Below are 24,519 nucleotides of genomic sequence, written 5' to 3'. Positions count from 1 at the left end.
ACAGTGTATTTTCATATTAAACTTAATATTTTTTTGACGTGTTAATTTTGTATCATATGTTAATTCTTTAATATAAAAACCAAAGTTTTTGTGCTTAATGTATCTTTTTATCTACATATTTTCCGTAATCAGGTACAGCAATTTTATCGAATTCTTGAACGAGTGTTTTAAGGCTTGTTGATAGCAATTCACCTGACATTGGTATTCCGTGTCCAGTAACAGTGACTAGAGGCTTTAATTTTTCTAATTTAATAACGGATTCTTTAGCAGCGTTCCAGTCTGTTGTTAAATAACGAGGCGGACCGCTTATTTCCTGTTCTTGAGTAATTACCTTATATAGATATTCCTGTTTCACTGTAACAAAAGCGTCCCCTGCAATTAATGTTCGGTCTTTTTCTCGGAATAATGAAATATGACCTGGAGTGTGTCCTGGTGTATGCACCCATCTAAACTCTGGCATATGAGGAACAGTTCCATCTGCAGGTAGTACTTTTATGCTATTTCCTAAATCAATCGGTTCATTAGGGAACAAAGGCGACATTTTCGCTACCATACCACCTTCAACTGTTGGATCTGGTTCAGGATAGCTTTGTAGTCCAGTCAGGAAAGGTATTTCCATTTGATGGGCATAGACTGGAACATCCCAATACTTGATGAGTTCAATTATTCCCCCAACATGATCAAAATGCCCATGAGTTAAAATAATTGCTTTAGGGCGACTATTTGTACCAAATCGCGTCTCAGTGACAGAGATAATTTCATTTGCACATTTAGGCATTCCAGCATCAATTAAAACAAAATCATTGCTCTTGGGATGTCCAACAAAACAGATGTTGACGATTTGAATCGTGTAACAAAATAAATCAGGCAATACTTCAATGCCATGACCACTTTCAATTGAAGTTGCCGGAATAAACTTGTAATCACTTCCATAATTCATTTCATTGTCCAATTTTTCTCCCCCTTAATTTATTCCAATATGACATTATAGTTCCCTAATTTTGAAAATCCATTTTGGAGCATTTGAGAAAAGAATGAGTGGGGGATTACAAAAAACAATAACTTAGACTTAGAATTAAGGGGGAGATATGTTAATTCATTTAAAATGTAAACAAAGAATATTGATTTTAAAGTCGTAGTTTATACTATTTTTTGGAGTTTAAGTGTATATCTTTTAAGAGGATATACCAAGTTCTTTTATTTTGATAATTACTTGAAACTTGAACGGGAAAAACATGATCAAGCCCCCATTCTAATTCGTTTATTTCATTTTCAAGTCCTGTTGGATAGAGTAAAAGGATCTTAAAATTATTTTTAACAATATTTGATAAAACGGTTTGTAATTCAAGCGTTTCAGTTAAGCTTCCGCCCCATCTAACAAATAAAATGGATTGAGAATTATGAATTCTTTCGTAAAGGTTATCAATTCTTCGATCTAATTTTTGTTTAAAATCATGATATGTGATGAACCAATCTTCATTCGGAATAACAGGGAAATCGTGATAAGATGTTACGTTATATTTTGTATCTTTTATAATATGAGAAAAAACAGGTTGTATCACGCCATCATTAAACACGACATTTTGCTCCGGCATTGCTTGCATGTTTTTTAAATCCATAAAGTCTACGAAATTATTTTTCAATAATGTGTTGATAGAAGAAAGATTCGGTGATACAAACCAATCTAGAGGACCTGAGTATTTCCGCAGCTTATATTTTTTTAGATGAATAGCAGTATAACAATTTTCCCCTAAACTAATAACATCATCATACATTCCTTGAAGCTTTTTCATTTCCAATACAATCATCCTTTTTTAGAAAAATTAGAAGGTATATATAAATTCTAAAAAGCGTTATTATGACACAAAATATGCTTTTGAAAAATAGGAGAACGGGTTAATTATAAATAATATATGTATGTATAAAACCTCCTGTGAAAAGGCTCACAGGAGGTTAAACTAAGGCGTATTTCGAGTTATGTACCATTTGTTGAGGTAAGAATTGTGAGTGATAATTCATGGCCTTTCTATAATAAAGGGGAAAAAACAGAAATACATTGAAGTTAGTTGTGAACAAATTGTAATTTAAAATTGAGAGGAAATAAGAAGCCCGAGTTGCTTCATTATGCAACTCGGGCATTATTTAATCTCTTCCTAACTTAATTATATCATGTAAATCAAATTCGAAATAGACTATTTCTTCTCATTTACTCCTGCTACAATCAAGAACACATGCATAGTAAGGAGAGATGTTATATGAGTTCTTTCGTTCTCGATTTTCAGGAAATAGAAAAGGGGCAGCTTTCACTCGTCGGCGGAAAAGGTTTGAATTTAGGGGAGTTATCTAACATTCAAGGTATAGAGGTGCCAGAAGGATTTTGTGTGACAACGGTAGGATATGAAAAGGCCATCGAGCAAAATGAAAATCTTCAAACTTTGTTGCAGCAGCTAACCAAGTTGAAACTTGAAGACCGAGCTCAAATTGGTGAAATGAGTAAGGAAATTAGAGAAGTCATTATAGCAGTACAAATCCCTTCTGATGTAGTGGAAGCGGTAGCTCATTATCTCTCACGTTTTGGAAATGAACATGCGTATGCCGTGCGTTCTAGTGCTACGGCTGAAGATTTACCGTATGCCTCGTTTGCAGGTCAACAAGATACGTATTTAAATATTATCGGAAAAGAAGCGATTTTACAGCATGTAAGAAAGTGCTGGGCTTCTTTATTTACAGAGCGAGCAGTCATGTACCGTATGCAAAATGGTTTTGAACATAATCAAGTTTCTATATGTGTTGTCGTTCAAAAAATGGTTTTCCCGCAGGCTTCGGGAATTTTATTTACGGCTGATCCGGTTACTTCTAACCGAAAGGTGCTATCAATTGATGCCAGTTTTGGACTTGGTGAGGCGTTAGTATCAGGACTGGTCTCTGCCGATAATTATAAAGTAAAAGAAGGTAAAATTACTGAAACGATGATAGCGACTAAAAAATTAGCTATTTATGCTGTAAAAGAGGGCGGAACAGAGACGAAACAAATTGATTCAGCTCAGCAAAAGATTCAAACATTGTCTGAACGACAAATATTACAACTCGCACAGATTGGGAGACAGATTGAAGCTTATTTTGGCTGTCCGCAAGATATTGAATGGTGTTTAGCCCGTAATACATTTTATATTGTTCAAAGCAGGCCGATAACGACTTTATATCCAATTCCGGAAGAAAATGATGGGGAAAATCATGTATATATATCAGTTGGTCACCAACAAATGATGATCGATGCGATGAAACCATTAGGGTTATCTTTTTTCCTGTTAACGACAAGTGCCCCAATGCGTAAAGCGGGAGGACGGCTGTTTGTTGATGCTACGCAACAATTAGCTTCACCTGCTAGCAGAGAGTATTTAATAAATACGTTAGGAAAATCAGATCCACTCGTAAGAGATGCATTAACGACTATAATCGAGCGAGATAATTTTATTACATTGTTGCCGGATGATGAAAAAGAAAAGAGTGTTGGTAAAGGTGTGCCACCTGTAAGCACGCAACCAGAAATCGAAAATGATCCAGCAATCGTTACGGAATTAATAAAGAATAGTGAAGCATCACTTGAAGAGTTAAAAGAAACTATGCAACTGAAATCAGGAGTGGACGTACTTGATTTTATTTTGGAAGATATTCAGCAATTAAAGAAAGTATTGTTTAATCCGCAAAGTATAGCAGTTATTATGGCAGGTATGAATGCTTCAACATGGATCAATGAAAAAATGGAGCAATGGCTGGGCGAAAAGAATGCAGCGGACACCCTTTCTCAATCGGTGCAAAATAATATTACGTCGGAAATGGGTTTAGCATTAATGGAAGTTGCTGATGTGATTCGGCCGTACGAAGAAGTTATTGCGTATTTACAACATGTAGAAAATGATAGCTTTTTAGATGAACTCGTTCAGTTTAAAGGCGGAGAAAAAGCTCGAGAGGCAATAGATGCTTTTCTAAATAAATACGGAATGAGATGTAGCGGAGAAATCGACATTACGAAAACGCGCTGGAGTGAGAAGCCAACAACCATTATCCCGATGATTTTAAATAATATAAGAGATTTTGAATATGGTGCAAGTAAACGGAAATTTGAAGAAGGACTGCAAGAAGCTTTGAAAAAAGAAGAAGAGTTAGTAGATCGATTGCAGCAATTGCCGGATGGAAAACAAAAAGTAGAAGAAACGAAGCGAATGATTCGCAATATCCGTAATTTTATCGGCTATCGTGAATATCCGAAATACGGTATGATTAATCGTTATTTCATATATAAGCAGGCGTTACTAAAAGAAGCTGAGCAACTTGTGCAGAGCGGTGTCATTCATGAAGTTGATGATATATACTATTTAACTTTTGAAGAACTTCACGAAGTTGTTCGCACGAAGAAACTAAATTATGAGCTTATTCATAAACAAAAAAATGATTATAAATTATATGAAAAACTAACGCCTCCTCGTATAATGACGTCTGATGGAGAAATCATTACAGGTAAATATAAACGAGAAAACCTCCCAGCTGACGCGATTGCAGGTCTGCCTGTTTCTTCTGGAGTAGTTGAGGGGAGAGCTCGCGTTATTTTAAACATGGAAGAAGCGAATTTAGAAGAGGGAGATATATTAGTTACAGCTTTTACTGACCCTGGCTGGACGCCATTATTTGTATCTATAAAAGGACTAGTCACTGAAGTCGGCGGACTTATGACTCACGGGGCGGTTATTGCACGGGAATATGGATTACCGGCAGTCGTTGGAGTAGAGAACGCTACGAAATTAATAAAAGATGGGCAACGAATACGAGTACATGGAACAGAAGGGTATATTGAAGTGTTGTAATGAAGTAAAAGATCATCCGCTATAAATAGTGGATGATCTTTTTATTTTGCAATAACTCACTTCTTTAAGCCAGCTGCATAAAAAGGTCCATGAACTGCGATTGTTGATAAAATACGAGCAATTTCCTCTGGTGTTTCTTTTTGGCCACTATTTAACCATTGCTGAATGACACCAATATGAGCAGATGCCATATAAGAAGCTAAATATTGGCTTGGAACAAGTAAATTTTCCTTATTAATGAGAGCACCATTCGTATCTTCAAATAATGTTTTCCACATAAAGTCTTTCAACTTTGTTTGAAAAGATAAATCTCCTTTTGGGCTTAATACAGCTTTCATAAAATCACTATTTTCATTTAGAAATTCAAGAATAGAAGTGATAAGTAGAAACGGCATTGTTGGAGAAGGATTCGATCCGAGATCCGCAATCACTTCTGGGAATCTCTTTTTTGCAATGCTAGAAAACTCATACATAATGTCTTCTTGGCATTTTGTCATTAAATCAAATTTATCTTGATAGTGCGTATAGAAAGTACCGCGATTAATGTTTGCTTTCGTTGTAATATCTTTCACTGTAATGGCGTCAAAACCTTTGTCCTCAATTAATTCCACCAATGCATTTCGTATGGCAGTTTTCGTACGAACAACACGTAAATCTAAATTACTATCGCGCAAAGCATGTCCCTCCTTAATTTTAGCCAACACATTTCAAGAAAGTGTCTTATAACCGACACATTCACGATTTTTGATTATTGTATAAGGTTCAACTCGAACATATAATTCAAATATAAATAAACAACACGTTGTTGGTTATTATAAATCAAATGATAGGAGGAGAAAAGAAAATGTTTAAAAATAAACTTTTATTATTATCACCAGTTATTGCCCTACTTGTTGTTTTTATTTTTTCATTAACGTTATTTCCAACCGTTCAACCTCAGCCGAAAAACTTGCCAATCGCAATTGTAAATGAGGATCAAGGAGTAGAAATTCCGAATCAACCGAAGATGAATATGGGGCAAACAATTGTTGATAATATGAAAAAGACATCAAAATCAGAAGAAGAACCTGCGGTGAAGTGGATAGAAGTGAAAAATGAGGAAACCTTGCAAAACGGTTTAAATGATCAAGAGTATTATGCAGCGTTAGTCATTCCGAAAGACTTTAGTACAAAACAAGCATCATTACGAACACCACATCCATCTTCGCCAGAGGTAGAAATATTTATAAATCAAGGAATGAATACAGCAGCATCAACTATGGCAGGGCAAATGTTAAATGGTGTAGTTGATAATATGAACAATACTGTTCGCGCGCAACTATTAGAAGGATATAAAGCAAAAGGAGTTACGTTAACAGCAGATCAAGTTTCAAATGTAGTAACACCGATTACAAAGAAAGTGATAAATGTAAATGAAATTGGCAAAAACAGTGCGAACGGTAACTCGCCAATTTCTTTATTCCAACCGTTATGGATTGCAAGTTTAGCGAGCGCAGCAATTATCTTTATTGCGATAAGTAAAATGCCAGTAGGTACAAGAAAAGAAAACTTCATATTAAAACTAAAACAAATCATAACAGGGGCTGTCGCAGCATTTGTCATTGGGTTCGGTCTTACATGGATTGCGGATGGAATGGTAGGACTAAATATTTCAAATTTCACTGATACGGCACTGTTTTTAACTATTACGTCCTTTAGTTTCTTCTTAATGATATCGGCGGTACTTTCAATAGTCGGACTAAAGGGAATCAGTATATTTGCTCTCTTACTATTCTTTGGTGCACCGTTATTATCATTAGCGCCTGAAATGTTGTCTCCATTTTACCAAGACTGGGTGTATACATGGTTGCCGATGCGATTTATGATTGAAGGACTTAGAGAAATATTCTTCTTCGGAAAAGGGTTAAGCTGGAGTACACCTGTTATTGTGCTTATTTGGATTGGTGCGGTAAGTATCGTTATTATTTTAGCGACTGCTTTCAAACATAGTGCAATAAAGGAACATACAACAGAATTAAACGCTTAGAACAAAGAACGTTTCACTCGTAGTGAAGCGTTCTTTTTGTGGTGAAATGATTATTAGTCTATAGGGAGATGAAGAGTTCGTATTTGCGGTTTATTTTGTATACATGCTCTTACTATTTCAAATTGCATAAAGTGTTATGTGAAATAATGGAGGGGATACGATGTATAGTTCGAATTATTATGATTGGTATAGGCAAAATGATAAGCTGATTCGTGATATTGAGAAAGCAATTAACGGAGAGTTTAGTGCTATAAATTGTTACGCGAAATTAGCTAACATGGCTCCAAATACGGCAGAACGAAATCAAATTCTTGAAATTCGTAACGATGAAATAAAGCATTTTCATCAGTTTGTACAGATCTATACAAATTTAACTGGTCAGCAGCCAAAACCACAAATTACAGAAGAATGTCCGAATACGTACTTACAAGGATTAGAATTCGCAATACAAGATGAACAGAAGACAGTGGATTTTTACTTGGAAATTGCAGATGAGACATCAGATACACATTTGAAAGAGTTACTGCGTAGAATAGCTGCCGATGAACAAAATCATGCGGTGTGGTTTTTATATTATTTTGTGAAGACGAAGTGAATGCTTAAGGAATTAAAACCGTTTCACTAGTAGTGGGACGGTTTTTGTGATGAAATACAAGTTATATATAGTAGCTGAATTTCGTATATAATGTATGAAACAAAAATGGAAACAAATATGTTAGGAGTAAACATATGAAAAGAGGAATCTTTGTAGAAATTCCAAATGAATATAATAATTTACTTTGGAAAGTATTAAAGCCAATTCATATTCCTTCATATGATTGGTGGGTAGGGAGTGAGGAGTCATACTTAGTAGCACGTGGTGGATTGGATGAAGCGTTATTTCCAGAAGAACCAAGTGTAATGGAAGGATCGGATTTGAACAGGTTATTTAAAGCCAACGTATATTATCTTATTTTTGCAGATTTAAAAGCATATCTCAAAGGAGAAATAGTACTAGATATTGAAACATATGAAGAGTTTATGGAAAGTAAGTGTGAGATAGTCGTATTAGTGGCGGACGGTCAATACATACAAATTTATGCGGAAGACCAAAAAGCGATTGAACTGATGTATGAAAACGCACGAAATCAGGGGTTTTATGTAGAATATGTTACAGACGAAAATGACGGTAGAACACGTTTGTCAGTATAGTAAGAATTTGAAAGGGGAAACGCAATATGGAGAGAACTATAAGTAAAGAATATACAATTCGAACCGCTACTGAAGAGGAAAGCGATAACATTATTACTCTATTAAAAGAAGTAGCACAATGGCTACAACATAAAGAAGTGGACCAGTGGCAGTACCTTTTAGGAGGAGAAGCTACGGCTGAAATATTAGAAGGTATAAGAGAGAAATATACATATGTGGTTACGAAAGAAGATGAAATTATCGGTACAGTTACAGTATCTCCTAAACAAAATGAATGGGATGAATATATTTTTGGTAAAGAGGAAGTTTCTAATTCATTATATATTCATAGATTTGCGGTGAATCGGAAGTATAAGGGGAACGGAATCGGAGAATGGATGTTACAGTGGGTAGAAGAGAATGTACAACATGACAAAGAGTTTTTAAAACTAGATTGTGTAGGGCATAATCGCATATTGAATGATTTTTATAAGAGCAATGGTTTTGAATATGTTGGCAGTACAGATGGATTTAGTAAGTTTCAAAAGAAAAGGGGAGAGTAAATGAATCAAATTAATACTGGTTTAGTTAAAAGATTAATAGGGGGAACAGTTTCCTGACTGGACACATTTAGAGGTGAAACCTGTAAAGTTTAGTGGGCATGATAACAGAACATTTCACTTAGGGGATGAGTGTAAGATTGCCAAGTGATGCAGCGATGTTATGGATGTTTTTTGATAAAAGTAGTAGAAAGATATGTAAAGAAGTACTACAAATAGATGAAGAAACGTGGAATAGAGCGAGAGGATGGGCACTTTGGAAAGCGTTAATTACATATGATGCGAATAAGAGTAGTAATAAGATAGTGGCAGAAGAATCGTATCGTGTCATTTAAGTAATTGTGGATGATTATGGACAGTAATAGAAAAAGCCTATTTTGAATCATACGATCAAAATAGGCTTTTTTATATGATTAATCGATACTTAAAGCTTTTTTACCCATTTGATTATAACTGTGCTCAAATCGGGATTTTACCATTGGCTGGTCTTTTTTACCGTCTAGTGGGTCATTATAATAAATGTTACGATCATCTACACCAGTTATGATAATAGTATGTGCATTTCTGTATCCATTTACGGTTTTTCCTTGAGGTGTTTTCCAAGTTTGTTCTAGTTGTGGAGCAGTTATTTTGTTTCCTACCCACGCTACAACTGGTTTACCATTCCGTACATAGCTTTCTAATACAGAGAAATCCTGTCCTGTTAAATCTGTACCTCTTGCATGTTTATCAAGTAATTGTTTCAATGGTGCCGGGTTAATAGAGTAACCATAATTTATTCCTCTTACATCACCAACGAATCCGATGTCTGGATCACCCCAAACTGAAATTTTTCCATCACCTGTAGTCTGGCGTCGAGTTGTATCAAATGGCATTTGATTAGCAAAGTCTACTTTATTTAATGAGCGTCCTGTATAGTATTCTAAAAGCATTTGGAGTGAAACAACTGCACTTCCTTTTTGTAGTTCCGGCAATTGATTAATGGCAGGAACATTTAAGAGGAGCTTTGGACGTAAGAGATAAGACATGTTTATCCATTTCGGTCCTTTATCTGTACGAATTTGTACCCATCCGTCATCTCCCATAGCTAATTCTTCGATGCCGCCTTGTGGAGCATACTTTCCAGATATTTTAGAAGAAAAATTAGGGCTATCGTAAGCAAAAAATGTTCTTGGTATGTATGTTAGTTCTTTTCCTTCACCCTCTTTTAAATATGGATTCATCCATTGAAGCCCTTCGCTAGTGCGAATTTTTAACCAGATGCTATTTTCTTCAACGACTGTTACAGTTTGAGGGGGATATTTACCAACCACGTATCCTGTTCTTGACGGTCTATCAAAGGTAACAAAGTTTTTATCAATGTAGACTTGTTTCTCTTTTAATGGTGTCCACTTTAACCCATGATCCGTCGCAATTTTAATCCATCCGTTTTCAGATTCATCGAATACAGTAACGGTTTGTGGTGCATATTCAGCAAGTATACCTGAATGAAGAGAGGTTTCAGGATAAATAAAATAATGTTGTTTCATAGTAACTTGCTTTAATTTAATTTCTTTATCTTTCGATTGGTCTGTGCGAGCAACTAAACTTGCAGCTTCTGCACGGGTAATCGTGTTATCTGGATACCAATGACTACCACCATAGCCCAGTGAAATACCAAGAGCAACAAGAAGATTAGCCGATTTTTCACTCCAATGCCCTTTTAAATCTCGGAATACAGTAGGTAGTTTTTCAGTGGCTTTTTTGTCTAAGTTATATGCATGAACAAGCATAGAGGCCATAGCAGCTCTCGTTAGCTTTCCAGAAGGTTCGAAATTTCCATTCCCGACGCCTTTAATAATCCCAGCTTTTTCAACTGCAGCAATATAAGGAGTAGCCCAATGTTTTTGGGAATCTTTAAATGATGGCTTTGCTGAAGGGTCTATTTGTAAGTTTAATATTTTTGCCATGATAATTGCGGCAGAAGCTCTATCAATTTCAAGATTAGGTCCAAATGTACCGTCTGGTAAGCCAGATAAGACTTTTTTCTTTACTAAATAATCAACGGACGGCTTTGCCCAGCCAATAACATCAGGAAATTGATAGTAGTAATCGTCTTCGTCTTCGTAATTCTCCAATTGCGCATTATTTTTTTGTGTTACAGTTTCACTCACAGCGAAAGAACTAGATGGAGCGATGATAGCACCAAATAGCAACGCACTTGCCATAGTTATTTTTATTGTTTTCAAATTTCCATTCTCCTTCTATTTTTATGTGGGATAATTTAAAGAGTAAATTGAAAAAAGAAATAATTTAGTTACAAAATGTATGTTTGGAATGAGCATATGTAACATGTATGAAAGATATTATATGATAATTTTTGGAGACTGACAATAAAAATGTAAGATTATTGCTTGTGTCATTTTCAAATGAAAAGAAGGAATTTAATATAATTATACAGAATATTTAGATAAATAGGGGGTGTCGAATTTTGAGTGAAATTGAATTAAAAAGGAATGTAATTAAGACAGGGAGTGAGAAGAGCATCATTCTTCGGTTTATACTCGCTAGTCTCGTTGGGGTGTTTATGTTTTTCGTACCAGTTACGATAAATGGCGCTTCTTCCATAATGATTGATCATATCGTGTCGTGGATTAGAGCTTCGGTTCCGAGCGTCGTACCTTATTACGCACTACTCGTTATGGTAATGGGTGCAATTTATCCGTTTTATACGAAAAAATGGAATACATCTATCGTAGATATTTGCTTTTCGACTTTAAAAGTGGTTGGCGTCGTTTTCGGTGTATTATATTGTTTGAAAGTAGGGCCAGCTTGGTTCTTTGCGCCAGATGTTGGGCCGTTTTTGTATGAGAAACTAGTAATATCGGTAAGTTTACTCGTTCCGATTGGTTCGGCTTTTTTAGCATTATTAGTCGGGTATGGATTACTTGAATTTATCGGTACGTTTTGCCGTCCGATTATGAGGCCGTTATGGAAAACACCTGGACGATCAGCAATTGATGCGGTTGCGTCCTTTGTGGGAAGTTATTCACTGGCTTTATTAATTACGAACCGTGTCTATAAAGAAGGAAAGTATACAACAAAAGAAGCAGCCATTATCGCTACAGGATTTTCTACAGTATCCGCAACATTTATGATCATCATCGCAAAAACATTAGATATTATGCATTTATGGAATGTTTATTTTTGGACGACTCTCGTTGTAACATTCATCGTAACTGCTATCACCGTAAGACTTCCACCCCTTAGTAGAAAACCAGATACATATGTAACAGAAGAAGGGTTCCCAGAGCCTGTTTATAAAGAGAAAATGTTAGAACGCGCTTGGGAAGATGCATTAGAAGTATCAAAAACTGCACCAAGCGTTATGAAAAATATCGCAGTGAACTTAAAAGACGGCTTTATTATGACAATGGGAATTTTACCATCTATTATGTCTGTAGGGTTAATTGGTATTGTCTTAGCGAAGTTCACACCAATATTTGATTGGATCAGTTATATTTTTTATCCTTTTACATGGGCTTTGCAACTGCCAGAAGCAGACTTAGCTGCTAAAGCGGCATCCGTCGGTATTGCGGAAATGTTTTTACCATCATTATTAGTAGTTAGTGCACCACTTGTGACAAAGTTTGTCATTGCGGTTGTTTCGGTATCATCTATATTGTTTTTCTCAGCATCCATTCCTTGTATTTTATCGACAGATATTCCGTTAAAAGTATCAGAACTTATTATTCTGTACGTACAAAGAACGATATTAACATTGCTTATCATTACGCCGATTGCTTATTTGTTGCTTTAAAAAGGGGAAAGGTATAAAAAGAATCCTTCTATAAAAGGAAGGATTCTTTTGTTTAGTGTTTTTATCAAGTAAATACTTTAAAATGTACACTTTTTTGATGTTTTATTTGTTTTTCGAATATGACGTAATACTTCTTAAGAAAATTCCTAATCCTGCAAAAAAGAATCCTAAGCATAATAAGCTGCCTGGCGTTCCCCAAGTAATTTGATCTAGCATTTTTATATCCTCCCATTTACCCCATATGAATTAACTGTAAAACTTTCACTTTATTATTATATAGTATTTTTTGGGTGTAATCCAGAATTATCCATACTACCAAATTGAAAAAATAATCTTTTTGTAGAAATAATAGCGTTTTTGGTGTGCAAATCTTTCAATAATGCACACTAGACCTTTAGAAAAAGAAAAACCTTACATGAAATGAAACCAATATAAATGTAGCTTGATATAATGGGATGGACACGGTATTTGTTACAGGCTTTTACGGATTATTATGTAAGAAGGTATTAAAACTTGAATTTTAAGTGCATTTAAAAGTTAGTGTTAATGTTTTAATATCTATATAATTAAATGTTTATTTCTGTGATATAGTAAGAAAAAGGGGGCTTACAAATGGAAATCATTCACGAAAGAGCAAAGCTACGGTTAATGGATAGTAATGATGTCGAAACTTTGTTTTCGATTGTAGAAGGAAATCGGGAAATTTGGGCGTATTTAATCTCTAAAATGGATAGTATGCAAGATATGCAGCAATATGTGCAAAAAGCGATACAAGGTTATGGAAAAGGTACGCAAATCCCTTTCGTTGTAGTGGATCAACAGACGAATAAGATTGTAGGGAGTACACGTCTATATAATATTTCAGTGGAAGATAAAACAGTCGAGTTAGGACAAACGTGGTATCATCCAAGTGTCCAGCGTACGAGTATCAATACAGAGTGTAAGTATATGCTTCTCCAGTATGCTTTTGAAAAACTGCATATGCTCAGGGTACAAATTAAGACGGATGCAAGAAATGAAAAAGCACAACGAGCAATTGAAAGGTTAGGCGCAGTAAAAGAGGGTGTGCTTAGAAATGAAAGAAAATTATCAAATGGTTATGTGAGAGATGCAGTTGTGTACAGTATTATCTCAAGTGAATGGCCAGACGTGAAAGAACAATTGTTAGAAAAATTAGAGTTGTATAAAGAAAAGCTATAATTCGTGTTTTGAAAGGTATATTGTTCTTAAGGCATGAAAAATATACCTTTTTTCTTACAAAATGCTACTTTATTTTAATTCCTTTTGTTTCATCGTTCCCTTCTGAGACAAAATTCGTTACAATGTAGTTGTATGGTAATAAACTTATGAATTTAAAACATGTAATGAAAACCGCAAATGAAAATGAATTGATAATCCTCAATTTTAAATGAAAACCCTTTTATACATAAATAACAAGTAAAGTTCCTTCTTTTAAATAAACTCAAACAAAACGATTTGATATAAATGTTTTTTTATAGAAGTATGGATGATGTACGGAGGCAATTACAAATGAAAGAAAATAAGAAGAGTAAGAAAAGGCGAATCTTTCAAGTATTTTTACTAATGATTTGTTCTGCTATTTTATATGTAAGTTATGCAGCTTACGATATTTGGAGTTATCGTTTTAAAACAGATGATAGCGTGAAAACGGATGCTGGTATCGTACTAGGAGCAGCTTCTTGGAATGGAAAACCATCTCCTGTATTTAAAGAAAGAATTAATCATGCGATTTCTTTATATAAGAACGGAAATATTAAAAAGATTATTTTTACAGGTGGTACAAAGTTCGAGGCAGAGCTTGAGGAAGCGCGTACTGCAAGAGTATATGCAATGAAACAAGGTGTAAAAGAGGAAGATATTTTAATTGAAACAAAATCCCTTTTCACTGAAGAAAATTTAAAGAATGCGAAGGAAGTTGGAATAGAGAACGGAATACGCACATACACGATTGTAAGTGATCCACTTCATATGAAACGCGCAATGAGAATCGCAAAACATATTAATATTGAAGCGTATGCTTCACCAACGCCGACATCAGCATATAAAACGTTAGATACAGAAATACCATTCTTCTTTAAAGAATTATTCTCGTATATTGGATATGTAACCTCGTTGCCATTAAAGGTATTGAAGGGAGACTAATAAGAAAAGAACCTATCTTTAAATAGGAACTTTTCTTATTAGTCAAAAACATTGTATTTTTATCGGAATAGTGAAACAATAGAGAGGTAGCTTCATATAATCATAATGACAAAATGAACGGTTTATGAATCGAACATAAAGGAGATTATAGTATGGCACTCTCATTTGTTGAAACAGAAAAACAATCTTTCATTATTGAACAAATAAATAAATTGATTCCGAAGTTCATGGAAAGGGAGCATCAACTAAGTGAATTAGGATCATTTCCGTATGAAAATATAAATGATTTGAAAGATATCGGATATACGAAATTAACGTTACCGAAGGAATTTGGTGGTAGTGCGATTTCTTTATATGACTTCGTTCTATTTCAAGAGAAAATTGCGGAAGGCTGCGGGGCTACTGCATTATCGATTGGCTGGCATCTTGGCATTGTGAAAGAACTAGCGGAAAATCGCTCTTGGAATGATGAGATGTTTAAATGGTTTTGCGAAGAAGTGCGAAATGGGGCGCTCTTTAATAGGGCAGCAACAGAACCGAAAACAGGGAGTCCGACGCGTGGCGGTAAACCAGAAACAATAGCGGTTCAACAAGGCGAGAAGTGGGTTATAAATGGAAGGAAAACTTTTACAACGATGGCGCCAGTACTTGATTATTTTATTATTTCAGCGAGTATGGAAGGCCGTGAAGAAGTTGGTGAGTTTGTTATTCCAAGAAATACAATCGGTGTATCCATTGAAGAAACGTGGGATAGCGTTGCGATGCGAGGGACTGCTAGCCACGACCTTGTCTTACAAAATGTAGAGATAGAAAGTCGCTTTTTGACGGATGTAAAAGGCGGGAAAGTGAAACAAAAGGGTATTGGCTGGTTGCTACATATACCAGCATGTTATTTAGGAATTGCACAATCAGCAAGAAATTATGCAGTTCAGTTTGCGGGATCATACAAACCAAATAGTTTAAACCATTCTATTAGTTTATTACCGAATGTTAGAAGATTAGTTGGAGAATTAGAACTCGAGCTTATGCAAGCTCGCGTCTTTTTATATCAAATTGCGAAAAAATACGATGAGGCAGAAGATAAACTGTCACTGCAAGCAGAATTAGCGGCAGTGAAATACGCCGTAACAAATGCGGCGATATCGATAGTGGATAAATCAATGCGCATCGTAGGAGCAAAAAGTTTATCAGAAAAAAATCCGCTTCATCGTTACTATTTAAACGTAAGAGCAGGATTACACAATCCGCCGATGGACGATGCAACACTATCTATGTTGGCGGATGCTGCGTTTCGGTCGTAGTTTTTTTAGCTTGAACTTTATTATTTAAGTGCAATATAGTTGTTTTGAAAGCACGTGTTTGATTAGTAATCGAACACGTGCTTTTTATTCGTTGGATATACTAGTTTAAAAAGCACGCGTTTTAATATAAATGCTTATCATGATTTTGTAAGTGTTCCTTGTTGGAAAAACATTTGCCATCTTCCCTCTATTAGTTTCCAAATGGAGCTTCACAAAGTATTCTGCATTCTAGTTTCATCTCTTACACGATATGTTGCCAACACTGTATCGTCTGATATAGAGTATATTTCAAAATTAGAAAGAGTCATAAGGGTCACTATACACGCCCCTCAACTTAAGCAATTAATTGTTCACCAAAACGAAAAAAATAAGCCGAATTTATCTTGGGATAAATTCGGCTTTTAATTGTTAGAAATTATATTTGGTCATTTTAAGATTTCCGATAGCCTAAAAAACATAAAAGATTAAATAATAGTAATCCTCCACCAAAGTACCACGAATATCGGAATGCTTGAATAAGCTCATCTGTTTCCATATTGCCTTGTGAATCCATAAATGTTGCGGCAACTGCGGCACCAAATGCAATTGCAACGTTTTGTAACATACGTTGCACAGCTCCAATCGTACCTTGTTTCTCTTTAGATACAGATGTCATAATTGATGCAATATTAGCAGGCTGGAAAATTCCCCCTCCACCCCCATATAGAAGTAATAAGCTCACCATTATATATGGTGACCAATGGGCTTGGATAAAGCTTAATCCAACAAATGCTATAAACATAACACATAAACCTATTTTCATAAGTAATTTTGGCCCAAAACGTTCCATGTATTTTCCTGCTATTCGCGAAAATATTACTAAACCAAGCGGGGCTGATAATAAAACAAATCCTGTTTGCCAAGGAGTTAATTGCGTAAATGCTTGTAGGAAATAGGGTGGAATGATAAAAATAATTGCTGAGGCCACTCCAAAACCTACTGTTGCAAATATAGGAACGATAAAGTTTGAATGCTGGCATAAATGTACATCTATAATAGGGTGTTTTACTTTGGATTCATGAATTATAAAAGTAACTAATAAAATAATTGAAATCATGATATATTCCCATGTAGATATACTTTTCATTCCTACACTTGATCCATGAGAGAAACCAAAAAGAAATAGCAAGGCGCTTAAAGTGAAGTATATATTTCCTAATACATCGATAGGTGATGGATGTATTTCTTCTTTTATAACTCGAGAGATTTTGTAACAAGCCCATAATCCAATTAGGCATAATGGAATGTTAATCAAAAAAATCCATCGCCAACTTCCAAGTGAAATGAAAAATCCTCCTGCAGTGGGACCTAAAATAGGCCCTAATCCTATCATTACTCCTAAGGTACCTAATGCATGACTACGATTTTCAGGGGTGACAAGAGTTGTAATGAGAGCTGCAGATGTAGCTTGTAAAGCAGCAGCACCAATGCCCTGAATGGCTCGGAATACAAGCATTTGCCACATTTCTTGAGATAAACCGCATAATATAGAACTGAAAAGAAATAGAACAAACCCCCACAAACATATTCGGATTCGGCCTACGCGATCACTAAGTTTTCCAAATAAAAGGATAGTGGCACTAAGTGCCGTAACATATATAGTTACACTCCATGCCGTTATAGTTACTGTTGAGTGAAATTCTTTTTCTAGAAATGGTAAAGCAATATTGATAATACCAGTATCTAAAGATGATAAAAACATCCCGATACCAGCAGTCAGGATTACCATTTTTTCACTAAAATGAGAAAGTGCTCGGTTTGCAACAATATTCGTATTATTCATCAAGTTACCACAACCTTTTTACTTAATCTAAGCTTGACGGTAATCGGGCTTTCCTCACAAAATCTTTATTTAAGGTTAATCCCATATAAGGGGTCTTTCCAATCCTACCATTCTTAAGTATTGTAAAAACTGACCCGTATGAACGGCATCATGATAGGCAATTCTTAAAAGCATGTCACCCAAATATCGTTGATAGCCTACATCACTTCTATCAATAAGTCTTGATTCTAATTCTTCAGTTGATATGGATTCAACATATTCTATAAAATTGGAAAAATACGATTGCGATAACTCTATCTCTTTTTCAACAGAAGTGATTGGTTCTTTATCGTATGGAGTATGTATATCTGTCTTTATCGATCCGTCGTTCCTTAAGAGCAAATGATAATGGAAACTTGCACTCCACACATGACGGATCATCTCTCCAAAAGTCATTGCTTCGTTGTCAGGTTTCCAAGAAAGCAAGCTATCAGGAAGTGACCTCCACAGTTTGATAGAGCGCCTTCTCGTTTCTTTTAAATTTAATATACTAAGATCAATTGCATTCATAATACATTCTCCTTTACTGTTAAATTTAAAATAATTGTATCAATTTAATAGTTAGGGTATCATCGAAATATGAATGTATATCCGAATATCTCATATATAGCTAAACTTATTGCTGAACCTACAAGAGCAATTATCTTAGAGTGTTTAATGAATAATCAGGCACTACCTGCTAGCGAATTAGCTTATATGGCAAAGGTGTCACATCCAACAATTAGTTCTCATCTTTCTAAATTAGTAGAGGGGAATCTACTTAAAGTTGAACAACATGGTAGACATCGTTACTATCGACTTGCTAATCAAGAGGTAGCAGAGGTTCTTGAAAAGTTAGGAACAATCGCACCAACAGTTCAAGTTCGGTCTTTAAAACAATCAGATCAACTAAAACAAATTCGTTATGCTCGAACTTGTTACGATCATCTTGCAGGTAGACTCGGTGTAGAGATAACCGAAAAATTATTAGATAAGGAATTTATCATTTTAGAGAAAGGAGAATACATTGTAACGGAACAAGGTAAGCGATGGTTTCTGAATTTTGGAATAAATATTGAAACGGCAAATATAAAGAGAAGAATATTTGCAAAACCTTGTCTTGATTGGAGTGAACGACGCTACCATATTTCTGGTTGGTTAGGATCTGCAATAGCAAAACTATTTTTTGAACAGAAATGGATTACAAAAACGGATAAGAATCGGGCTGTCCATCTTACAAGAAAAGGTATGAAGTTCTTGAAAGACGAATTAGGCATTGACATGGAAAATAAAGAAATGAAATAACCTGAGTCTATACAAATGTAGACTCAGGTTATTTCATTTCTTTTAAAAATCTTTAGTGATATTTGCGCACGACAAATTAACCTCACTTGCTTTACGGAAAGAGATTAGCTGAAAAAATAGTAGTTGAGACGATTCTATTAAATTAGTAATCATATTCATTGAAAATTATGCGTAAGAATATAGTAAATGAAGGGAGATATAAAATGAATAAAGTGAAACTGAAAGTATTTAATATAAAGTATGTAATGATATGTCTTTTATTCACAATTATATGTATTCTCACTTCATTCTTCATTTCTAGTAATTCAAACGTATTTAAATCTTATTATATTAATCAATTATTAGGAACGAATTCTACGAAAGGCCTTATGTATATGATAGGCAGTGAAAATCGTTATTTTGCCGAAGAATTTCATAAAGAAAAAGGACGAGCGTCTTTGGAATCTTTTTTACTTTCACTTTCTACAAATATTAATGTAAATGACCTCCGGAGCTTATTAACTCGAGAACTTCCAAATATGAATCAATTTTATTCAGAAATATTAATTGCCGGGGAAGGAACAGATTATACGAACATTCCTGAAGAATCCAGCATTCCTTTAGAGAATATTCAAGATAAAGGTACTGCTGTTAAACACCCAAAGAGTGAGAAAGAAAACAATTCAAATACACAAAATAACGGTGAAAATAAAGTTTTTATTTATCATACACATAGTTGGGAGTCGTTTATTCCTCTCATTCCAGGTGCTACTAAACCTGATGATGCCTCTAGTACAAATAATGAAGTGAATATTACGTTTGTTGGAAATTATTTAAAACAAAAGTTAGAAGAAAAAGGAATAGGCGTTTCACATGATACGACAAATATGAGGGACTTTCTACGAAATAAAAATTTAAACTGGGCCCAATCTTACAAAGGATCTCGTCAAATATTACAAGAAAAATTAGCACAAGATAAAAATATTATGTTTCCCATTGATCTTCATAGGGACGATGCACGAAAAAATATTACGAAGAAAACGATTAATGGAAAGGATTATGCACGACTCTATTTTATTTTAGGTCGAGAAAATCCTAACTATGAAAAAAATAAAAAAATAGTAACGGCAATCAATTCATATTTAGACGAGAAGTATTACGGTTTAAGCCGAGGCATTTTTATTAAAGATCGTAAAAGCGGGAATGGAGTATATAATCAAGATCTTTCTCCAAATGCATTACTTATTGAAATGGGAGGGGTAGATAATACTCCAGAAGAACTGTATGCTTCCGTAGACGCATTAGTAGAAGCATTTAGCCATTATTATAATGAAGTAACTAAGAAAAATAACTAAAATAAAAAAGGAGTGACACCTAGTCGGAAGTGCTAGGAGGTTACTCCTTTTTTGTAGAAAATAAAATTACCAATAGATGTTAGTAGTTAAAAAATCTTTCTTTTCATTCTTCTTTTTATCGTTTTATAGGAGAATGCTATGCTTCTTATTTCACCTACTGTATAATAAGAAAAAAGCACGAAAAGAGGTTATCTCATGCTAGAGGTTATTGCAACATGTTTAGAAGACGTGAAACGAATTGAACGAGCTGGCGGGAAGCGAATTGAATTAATTTCATCTTATACAGAAGGCGGTTTAACGCCGAGTTATGCATTTATAAAAAAAGCGGTAGAAGCAGTACATATACCAATTCACGTTATGATTCGTCCGCATGCGAAGTCTTTTACATATACGGAAGAAGAAATTGAAATGATGAAAGAAGATATTGTAGTTGCTCAGAATTTAGGAGTAGCTGGTGTTGTATTAGGTGTATTAAATGAAAGAAATGAAGTGGATGAAGAGAAACTAGCGAATTTATTATCTGTGGTAGATGGGATAAATGTCACATATCACCGTGCAATAGACGACACGGAAAATCCAGTAGAAGCGATGAGAACGTTAAAGAAGTTTCATAAAGTGACTCACGTCTTAACTTCAGGTGGACAAGGGAATATAGTTGATAATATTCCGGTGCTTACAGATATGCAAAAGGTAAGCGATGGTCAAATTCAGCTTGTAGTTGGAGCTGGTGTAACGAAAGAAAATATAAAGCAATTGCTAAATGAAACTGGAATTTCGCAAGCTCATGTCGGTACAGCGGTAAGAGAAGGGAAATCATGTTTTGCTGAAATTGATCCTAATTTCGTACAAGAATTAGTTCAAATCATACAATAAACAATTAAGAAAGAGGAGAAACGATGAAGGAAAATACGAAGAAAGAATTATTCTCATGGGCGAAAACGATAGGATTTACCCTTGTATTAATCGCAATTATTCGCGGTGTTTTATTTACACCGTCATTAGTACAAGGCGAATCGATGATGCCCACTTTAGAAAATAACGAACGAGTTCTCGTGAACAAGATTGGTTACAGTATAAGTGGATTAGAACGTTTTGATATTATCGTCTTTCATGGAAAAGAAGGATACGATTTAGTAAAACGAGTAATTGGTTTACCAGGTGATACAGTTGAGTATAAAAATGATGTTTTATATGTAAACGGAAAAGCGATGGAAGAACCATATTTAAAAGAGTTTAAAGAAAAAGCAGCAGGCCGTGTATTAACTCCAGACTTTACGTTAGAACAAATCACAGGAAAAACGAAAGTGCCAGAAGGCCAAGTATTTGTTTTAGGGGATAATCGTGAAGTTTCTAAAGACGGTCGTATGTTTGGATTTATTTCAGAAGATGAAATTGTCGGAAAAGGACAAGCTGTTTTCTGGCCGTTGAAACAAGTAAGAGCGTTATAAAGAAAAAGTATGGGAGAAATATTCTTCCATACTTTTTTTATGCCTATTTATTTAAACGTTTGGTTCTGCTATAACTTGAGGTTTTGAAAGAGAACCATCATTATTTCTAAATTTTATTTTGTATTGACCTTACATAAAGGTTAAGTAGCTGAAAAATATATTGATAGAATTGAAAGAATATTTTATAATTTTAAATTATATGTTTGTTTCGAAAAACGGAATTTAAGTTCCGAAATTCGGAACAAGAGGGAGATAGAATGAGTATAAATAAAACGGCAGTTAAGACAATGGACATTTTAGAGTTGTTTTATGAGCATGAAGAGCTCAGTTTAACAGAGATGGTTCAGCTTACGAGTATGCCGAAAACATCTGTTTATCGTTTAATTGGTTCGTTAGAAGAAATGGAGTTTTTACAAAAAAATGAGAAGGGGAAATATCGTTTAGGAGTTGTGTTTTTACGGTTCGGTCAACTTGTTTCACAAAGACTATCCGTAAGAAATATTGCGATTCCATATATGAAAGAGCTTAGAGATAGTTTAGGGCAGGCAGTTAATTTAATTATTCAAGATGGTAATGATGCGATTTATGTGGAAAAGATGGAAGGCGTTCAGCCTGTACGTGTGTATACGGCGGTTGGAAGAAGAGCGCCACTTTATGCCGGTGCATGTCCGAGAATTTTACTATCGTATTTTTCTGAGGAAAAGAAACGGAAATACATAGAGGAAACGAATTTAAAACAATTTGCAGATGGAACAATCGTAGATAAGAAACAATTACTAGAAGTGTTACAAATGGCGAAAAAGGAAGGACACACCATTAGCTATTCTGAGTTAGAAAATCATACAGCAGCTATAGCAGCGCCCATTTTCGCAAATGATGGAACGGTTGTAGCAGGCATTAGCATTTCAGGATTAGCAATTGAGTACAGCGAAAGTAACATTTCATATTTTATCGCGAAGGTGAAAGAGACAGCGAATCGCATTTCGAAAGAACTTGGCTTTTTGGCATAGAAAGAGGGAGTAGGATGAAATTTTCTGCGTTAGGGGATCAAGCACATGCCCATCAACTTAAGAACGAAAACAAAATGAACTTTCGTTCAAACAAACTAAAAAACACGTAATGTACTTTTGGTATTGAAAAGTACACACACCAAATAAACTCTAACGAGTTTCATTTTAAAAATTATGCAGCTTTCTTTTGTTTTCCAAACCCATTATACTCATAGACAACACCCATAATATCAAAGATAGTTTTCTTCTCATATCGATGAGATTTCCGTCCATTCTTCTGTAGGAGGTCGAACAAACGGATTAAAATCTTTGTTAGATTTTGGGTGTTTCTCTGTATCGCTTGATATAACAGCGATACATGATCTTGAATCATCCCAATGGCTTTATATTCACTTAATTCTCTTTTGTTCTTTTGCAAAAGAAGTTTACGCATCTTAAACATCGTAGAAGAACAGATAAAGATGGCAATAAGTCTTCCATACACATGACATTCTAATCGCTCTTTTTTGATAGTTTGCCAATGATGAATTTGAAATAAGGATTTCCACGTTTTAAAAATAATTTCTATTTGCCAGCGAAGGGAGTAAAAGTCATGTATTTGTTCCATCGGAACAACTCCTTCAGGCGTATTTGAGACATATATGTTGATACCCGTTAATCGTTTACTCTTTTCTGAAAATGTAATACCCTTTTTACTTTCAGTGTAACTTTGTTTTTTTCTACGTTCCTGTATCTGTTTGTCTGTTAAACGATAGATAATTACACGTGTGAATAGTTTTTGATTCTTTCCAATGTAAGCTTCTTTTATTTCGTATGTTTGACCGGGTTTTAAATTGTTCATAATATGTTCTAAATCAACTTGGATATACTGTGATTGCTTTTTTACGGTTCCGTTTCGAAAGTATTCTGGAAACGGATTTTTTACATACACGGTATGGTTTAATTTTAATCTGGATATATAATAAGCACCTCGTTGATCCATTTGATCTAAGTCTTCTAATGAAAAATAACCTAAATCACGGATACATAAATCGCTTGGACGTAATGTGTCTAAGCATTCTGTTCCAAAGGTCTTATCATTATTTTTTCCTGGACCTATCTGAAAGTTTAGAAACTGTCCGCTATGTAAGTCATATTCTAATTGAATCTTGATACCCGCTGTTTGTGCACAACCACCTGATCCAGGATATACATGGGCTAAATGTTTTGGTACTTGGAAAATCGTCGCATCTAAAATACGAATTCGTTGAAAATACGTGAGCGCCGCGCTTGAAATGGCCGATGTTTCACAGATTTTACTTTTCCATAATGCCGAAAAAATATATTTCAAAAATTCAACCGCTTTTTTATCAAAGCGTTTATTGAGTCCTTCTGGACTCATAAGAGTGCCTGTGGCCGCATGTAATTGACTGCATAGTCGAACAAGCGAGTCACTCGCTGTACGTTGACTTACCCAAATACATATGGTAGCTAATTCATTTCCAGAAAACTTTCGTTTTCTTTTTACAAAACCTAATTCTTTTGCGAGTTCTTCCAAAAGAGAAGGGGTTAAATGACGATACAGTTCTTCAGAAAATAGTTGTAATTCATCTTGAATCGAAAGATTCATAAAAAATGTCACCCTTTCTAGCTAGCTTTTTAGAAAGAATAACGTTTTTTGTCACTTGGGGGTAGTGAAAATTCTTAAGTTGATGGGCATGG

At 34.9% G+C, this 24,519-nt stretch carries 21 protein-coding genes and 1 pseudogene; 15 read left to right on the top strand and 7 right to left on the bottom strand.

Annotation, left to right across the window (positions count from 1 at the left end; translation table 11 throughout):
- Positions 1-94: 94 nt before the first annotated feature.
- Both EGX95_RS13950 and EGX95_RS13945 read right to left on the bottom strand, forming a co-directional pair.
- Positions 95-952 carry an MBL fold metallo-hydrolase gene (locus EGX95_RS13950; RefSeq protein WP_000368268.1) on the bottom strand — a complete coding sequence of 286 codons (858 nt, stop codon included), beginning with the start codon at positions 950-952 and terminating at the stop codon, positions 95-97.
- Between the two features lie 193 nt (positions 953-1,145).
- On the bottom strand, positions 1,146-1,808 hold the full coding sequence (locus EGX95_RS13945) for a DUF1796 family putative cysteine peptidase (protein ID WP_002027960.1): 663 nt from the start codon (positions 1,806-1,808) through the stop codon (positions 1,146-1,148).
- A gap of 447 nt (positions 1,809-2,255) precedes the next feature.
- Here EGX95_RS13945 and ppsA point away from each other — a divergent pair, with 447 nt between their 5' ends.
- Entirely contained in the window at positions 2,256-4,862 is a 2,607-nt protein-coding gene (gene ppsA, locus EGX95_RS13940; RefSeq protein ID WP_000094164.1) for a phosphoenolpyruvate synthase, read from the top strand.
- Between the two features lie 56 nt (positions 4,863-4,918).
- On the opposite strand, the gene EGX95_RS13935 is transcribed toward ppsA, so the two are convergent.
- Positions 4,919-5,536: a TetR/AcrR family transcriptional regulator gene (locus EGX95_RS13935; RefSeq protein ID WP_001205689.1), complete on the bottom strand. Its 618-nt coding sequence runs from the start codon at positions 5,534-5,536 to the stop codon at positions 4,919-4,921.
- 149 nt (positions 5,537-5,685) lie between these two features.
- Here EGX95_RS13935 and EGX95_RS13930 point away from each other — a divergent pair, with 149 nt between their 5' ends.
- From EGX95_RS13930 to EGX95_RS31130, 5 genes and pseudogenes are all read left to right on the top strand, one after another.
- Entirely contained in the window at positions 5,686-6,888 is a 1,203-nt protein-coding gene (locus EGX95_RS13930) for a YhgE/Pip domain-containing protein (protein WP_002027958.1), read from the top strand.
- Positions 6,889-7,048: 160 nt separating this feature from the next.
- A complete protein-coding gene (locus tag EGX95_RS13925) occupies positions 7,049-7,483 on the top strand; it encodes a ferritin-like domain-containing protein (protein ID WP_000287397.1) in 435 nt (144 codons plus the stop codon).
- Between the two features lie 134 nt (positions 7,484-7,617).
- Positions 7,618-8,079, top strand: a complete 462-nt coding sequence (locus tag EGX95_RS13920) for a DUF2691 family protein (protein ID WP_000820158.1) — start codon at positions 7,618-7,620, stop codon at positions 8,077-8,079.
- 26 nt (positions 8,080-8,105) lie between these two features.
- Entirely contained in the window at positions 8,106-8,621 is a 516-nt protein-coding gene (locus EGX95_RS13915; RefSeq protein WP_000442524.1) for a GNAT family N-acetyltransferase, read from the top strand.
- A gap of 146 nt (positions 8,622-8,767) precedes the next feature.
- A pseudogene (locus EGX95_RS31130) lies at positions 8,768-8,953 on the top strand (aminoglycoside phosphotransferase); the annotation flags it as partial.
- Between the two features lie 78 nt (positions 8,954-9,031).
- Here the strand turns inward: EGX95_RS31130 and EGX95_RS13905 are convergent.
- Positions 9,032-10,846, bottom strand: coding sequence for an S-layer homology domain-containing protein (locus tag EGX95_RS13905; RefSeq protein ID WP_000848939.1), 1,815 nt, complete (start codon positions 10,844-10,846; stop codon positions 9,032-9,034).
- Between the two features lie 242 nt (positions 10,847-11,088).
- Here EGX95_RS13905 and EGX95_RS13900 point away from each other — a divergent pair, with 242 nt between their 5' ends.
- The 4 genes from EGX95_RS13900 (at position 11,089) to EGX95_RS13885 (ending at position 15,881) form a co-directional block, all read left to right on the top strand.
- Positions 11,089-12,417, top strand: a complete 1,329-nt coding sequence (locus tag EGX95_RS13900; protein WP_001289406.1) for a YjiH family protein — start codon at positions 11,089-11,091, stop codon at positions 12,415-12,417.
- Positions 12,418-13,029: 612 nt separating this feature from the next.
- Positions 13,030-13,617: a GNAT family N-acetyltransferase gene (locus EGX95_RS13895; protein WP_000402596.1), complete on the top strand. Its 588-nt coding sequence runs from the start codon at positions 13,030-13,032 to the stop codon at positions 13,615-13,617.
- 330 nt (positions 13,618-13,947) lie between these two features.
- Positions 13,948-14,580, top strand: a complete 633-nt coding sequence (locus EGX95_RS13890; RefSeq protein ID WP_000662224.1) for a YdcF family protein — start codon at positions 13,948-13,950, stop codon at positions 14,578-14,580.
- Between the two features lie 152 nt (positions 14,581-14,732).
- The gene (locus EGX95_RS13885; protein WP_001218387.1) at positions 14,733-15,881 is read left to right on the top strand and encodes an acyl-CoA dehydrogenase family protein; all 1,149 of its coding nucleotides are present in this window, start codon (positions 14,733-14,735) and stop codon (positions 15,879-15,881) included.
- 430 nt (positions 15,882-16,311) lie between these two features.
- Here the strand turns inward: EGX95_RS13885 and EGX95_RS13875 are convergent, their stop codons facing one another.
- Both EGX95_RS13875 and EGX95_RS13870 read right to left on the bottom strand, forming a co-directional pair.
- Positions 16,312-17,703 (bottom strand): MFS transporter, encoded by a 1,392-nt coding sequence (locus EGX95_RS13875; RefSeq protein ID WP_063246821.1) that lies wholly within the window; start codon positions 17,701-17,703, stop codon positions 16,312-16,314.
- Between the two features lie 75 nt (positions 17,704-17,778).
- Complete coding sequence (locus tag EGX95_RS13870; RefSeq protein ID WP_000991290.1) at positions 17,779-18,252, bottom strand: DinB family protein; 474 nt, start codon at positions 18,250-18,252, stop codon at positions 17,779-17,781.
- Between the two features lie 69 nt (positions 18,253-18,321).
- On the opposite strand from EGX95_RS13870, the gene EGX95_RS13865 reads away from it, so the two are divergent.
- The 5 genes from EGX95_RS13865 (at position 18,322) to EGX95_RS13845 (ending at position 22,818) form a co-directional block, all read left to right on the top strand.
- Positions 18,322-19,026, top strand: a complete 705-nt coding sequence (locus EGX95_RS13865) for an ArsR/SmtB family transcription factor (protein WP_001103829.1) — start codon at positions 18,322-18,324, stop codon at positions 19,024-19,026.
- Positions 19,027-19,229: 203 nt separating this feature from the next.
- Positions 19,230-20,360 carry a stage II sporulation protein P gene (gene spoIIP, locus EGX95_RS13860; RefSeq protein WP_001045277.1) on the top strand — a complete coding sequence of 377 codons (1,131 nt, stop codon included), beginning with the start codon at positions 19,230-19,232 and terminating at the stop codon, positions 20,358-20,360.
- A 195-nt stretch (positions 20,361-20,555) separates the two neighbouring features.
- The gene (locus tag EGX95_RS13855) at positions 20,556-21,233 is read left to right on the top strand and encodes a copper homeostasis protein CutC (protein ID WP_000895083.1); all 678 of its coding nucleotides are present in this window, start codon (positions 20,556-20,558) and stop codon (positions 21,231-21,233) included.
- Positions 21,234-21,256: 23 nt separating this feature from the next.
- Positions 21,257-21,808, top strand: a complete 552-nt coding sequence (gene lepB / locus EGX95_RS13850; RefSeq protein ID WP_000662493.1) for a signal peptidase I — start codon at positions 21,257-21,259, stop codon at positions 21,806-21,808.
- 257 nt (positions 21,809-22,065) lie between these two features.
- Positions 22,066-22,818, top strand: a complete 753-nt coding sequence (locus EGX95_RS13845) for an IclR family transcriptional regulator (RefSeq protein ID WP_000026387.1) — start codon at positions 22,066-22,068, stop codon at positions 22,816-22,818.
- Positions 22,819-22,990: 172 nt separating this feature from the next.
- Here the strand turns inward: EGX95_RS13845 and EGX95_RS13840 are convergent, their stop codons facing one another.
- Positions 22,991-24,427: an IS4 family transposase gene (locus tag EGX95_RS13840; protein WP_001053964.1), complete on the bottom strand. Its 1,437-nt coding sequence runs from the start codon at positions 24,425-24,427 to the stop codon at positions 22,991-22,993.
- Between the last annotated feature and the right edge of the window lie 92 nt (positions 24,428-24,519).

Origin of the sequence: Bacillus sp. FDAARGOS_527 (genome assembly GCF_003812125.1) — a bacterium.
GTDB lineage: Bacteria > Bacillota > Bacilli > Bacillales > Bacillaceae_G > Bacillus_A > Bacillus_A paranthracis.
This window is presented reverse-complemented; position numbering and strand designations above follow the sequence as displayed.

Bases quoted from the DNA above. Each gene is read 5' to 3' on its own strand.
- EGX95_RS13840 (WP_001053964.1), bottom strand. From the start codon at position 24,427: ATGAATCTTTCGATTCAAGATGAATTACAACTATTTTCTGAAGAACTG.
- EGX95_RS13945 (WP_002027960.1), bottom strand. From the start codon at position 1,808: ATGATTGTATTGGAAATGAAAAAGCTTCAAGGAATGTATGATGATGTT.
- EGX95_RS13930 (WP_002027958.1), top strand. From the start codon at position 5,686: ATGATAGGAGGAGAAAAGAAAATGTTTAAAAATAAACTTTTATTATTA.
- EGX95_RS13925 (WP_000287397.1), top strand. From the start codon at position 7,049: ATGTATAGTTCGAATTATTATGATTGGTATAGGCAAAATGATAAGCTG.
- spoIIP (WP_001045277.1), top strand. From the start codon at position 19,230: ATGAATAAAGTGAAACTGAAAGTATTTAATATAAAGTATGTAATGATA.
- EGX95_RS13845 (WP_000026387.1), top strand. From the start codon at position 22,066: ATGAGTATAAATAAAACGGCAGTTAAGACAATGGACATTTTAGAGTTG.
- EGX95_RS13870 (WP_000991290.1), bottom strand. From the start codon at position 18,252: ATGAATGCAATTGATCTTAGTATATTAAATTTAAAAGAAACGAGAAGG.
- EGX95_RS13865 (WP_001103829.1), top strand. From the start codon at position 18,322: ATGAATGTATATCCGAATATCTCATATATAGCTAAACTTATTGCTGAA.
- ppsA (WP_000094164.1), top strand. From the start codon at position 2,256: ATGAGTTCTTTCGTTCTCGATTTTCAGGAAATAGAAAAGGGGCAGCTT.
- EGX95_RS13855 (WP_000895083.1), top strand. From the start codon at position 20,556: ATGCTAGAGGTTATTGCAACATGTTTAGAAGACGTGAAACGAATTGAA.
- EGX95_RS13915 (WP_000442524.1), top strand. From the start codon at position 8,106: ATGGAGAGAACTATAAGTAAAGAATATACAATTCGAACCGCTACTGAA.
- EGX95_RS13895 (WP_000402596.1), top strand. From the start codon at position 13,030: ATGGAAATCATTCACGAAAGAGCAAAGCTACGGTTAATGGATAGTAAT.
- EGX95_RS13885 (WP_001218387.1), top strand. From the start codon at position 14,733: ATGGCACTCTCATTTGTTGAAACAGAAAAACAATCTTTCATTATTGAA.
- EGX95_RS13875 (WP_063246821.1), bottom strand. From the start codon at position 17,703: ATGAATAATACGAATATTGTTGCAAACCGAGCACTTTCTCATTTTAGT.
- lepB (WP_000662493.1), top strand. From the start codon at position 21,257: ATGAAGGAAAATACGAAGAAAGAATTATTCTCATGGGCGAAAACGATA.
- EGX95_RS13920 (WP_000820158.1), top strand. From the start codon at position 7,618: ATGAAAAGAGGAATCTTTGTAGAAATTCCAAATGAATATAATAATTTA.
- EGX95_RS13890 (WP_000662224.1), top strand. From the start codon at position 13,948: ATGAAAGAAAATAAGAAGAGTAAGAAAAGGCGAATCTTTCAAGTATTT.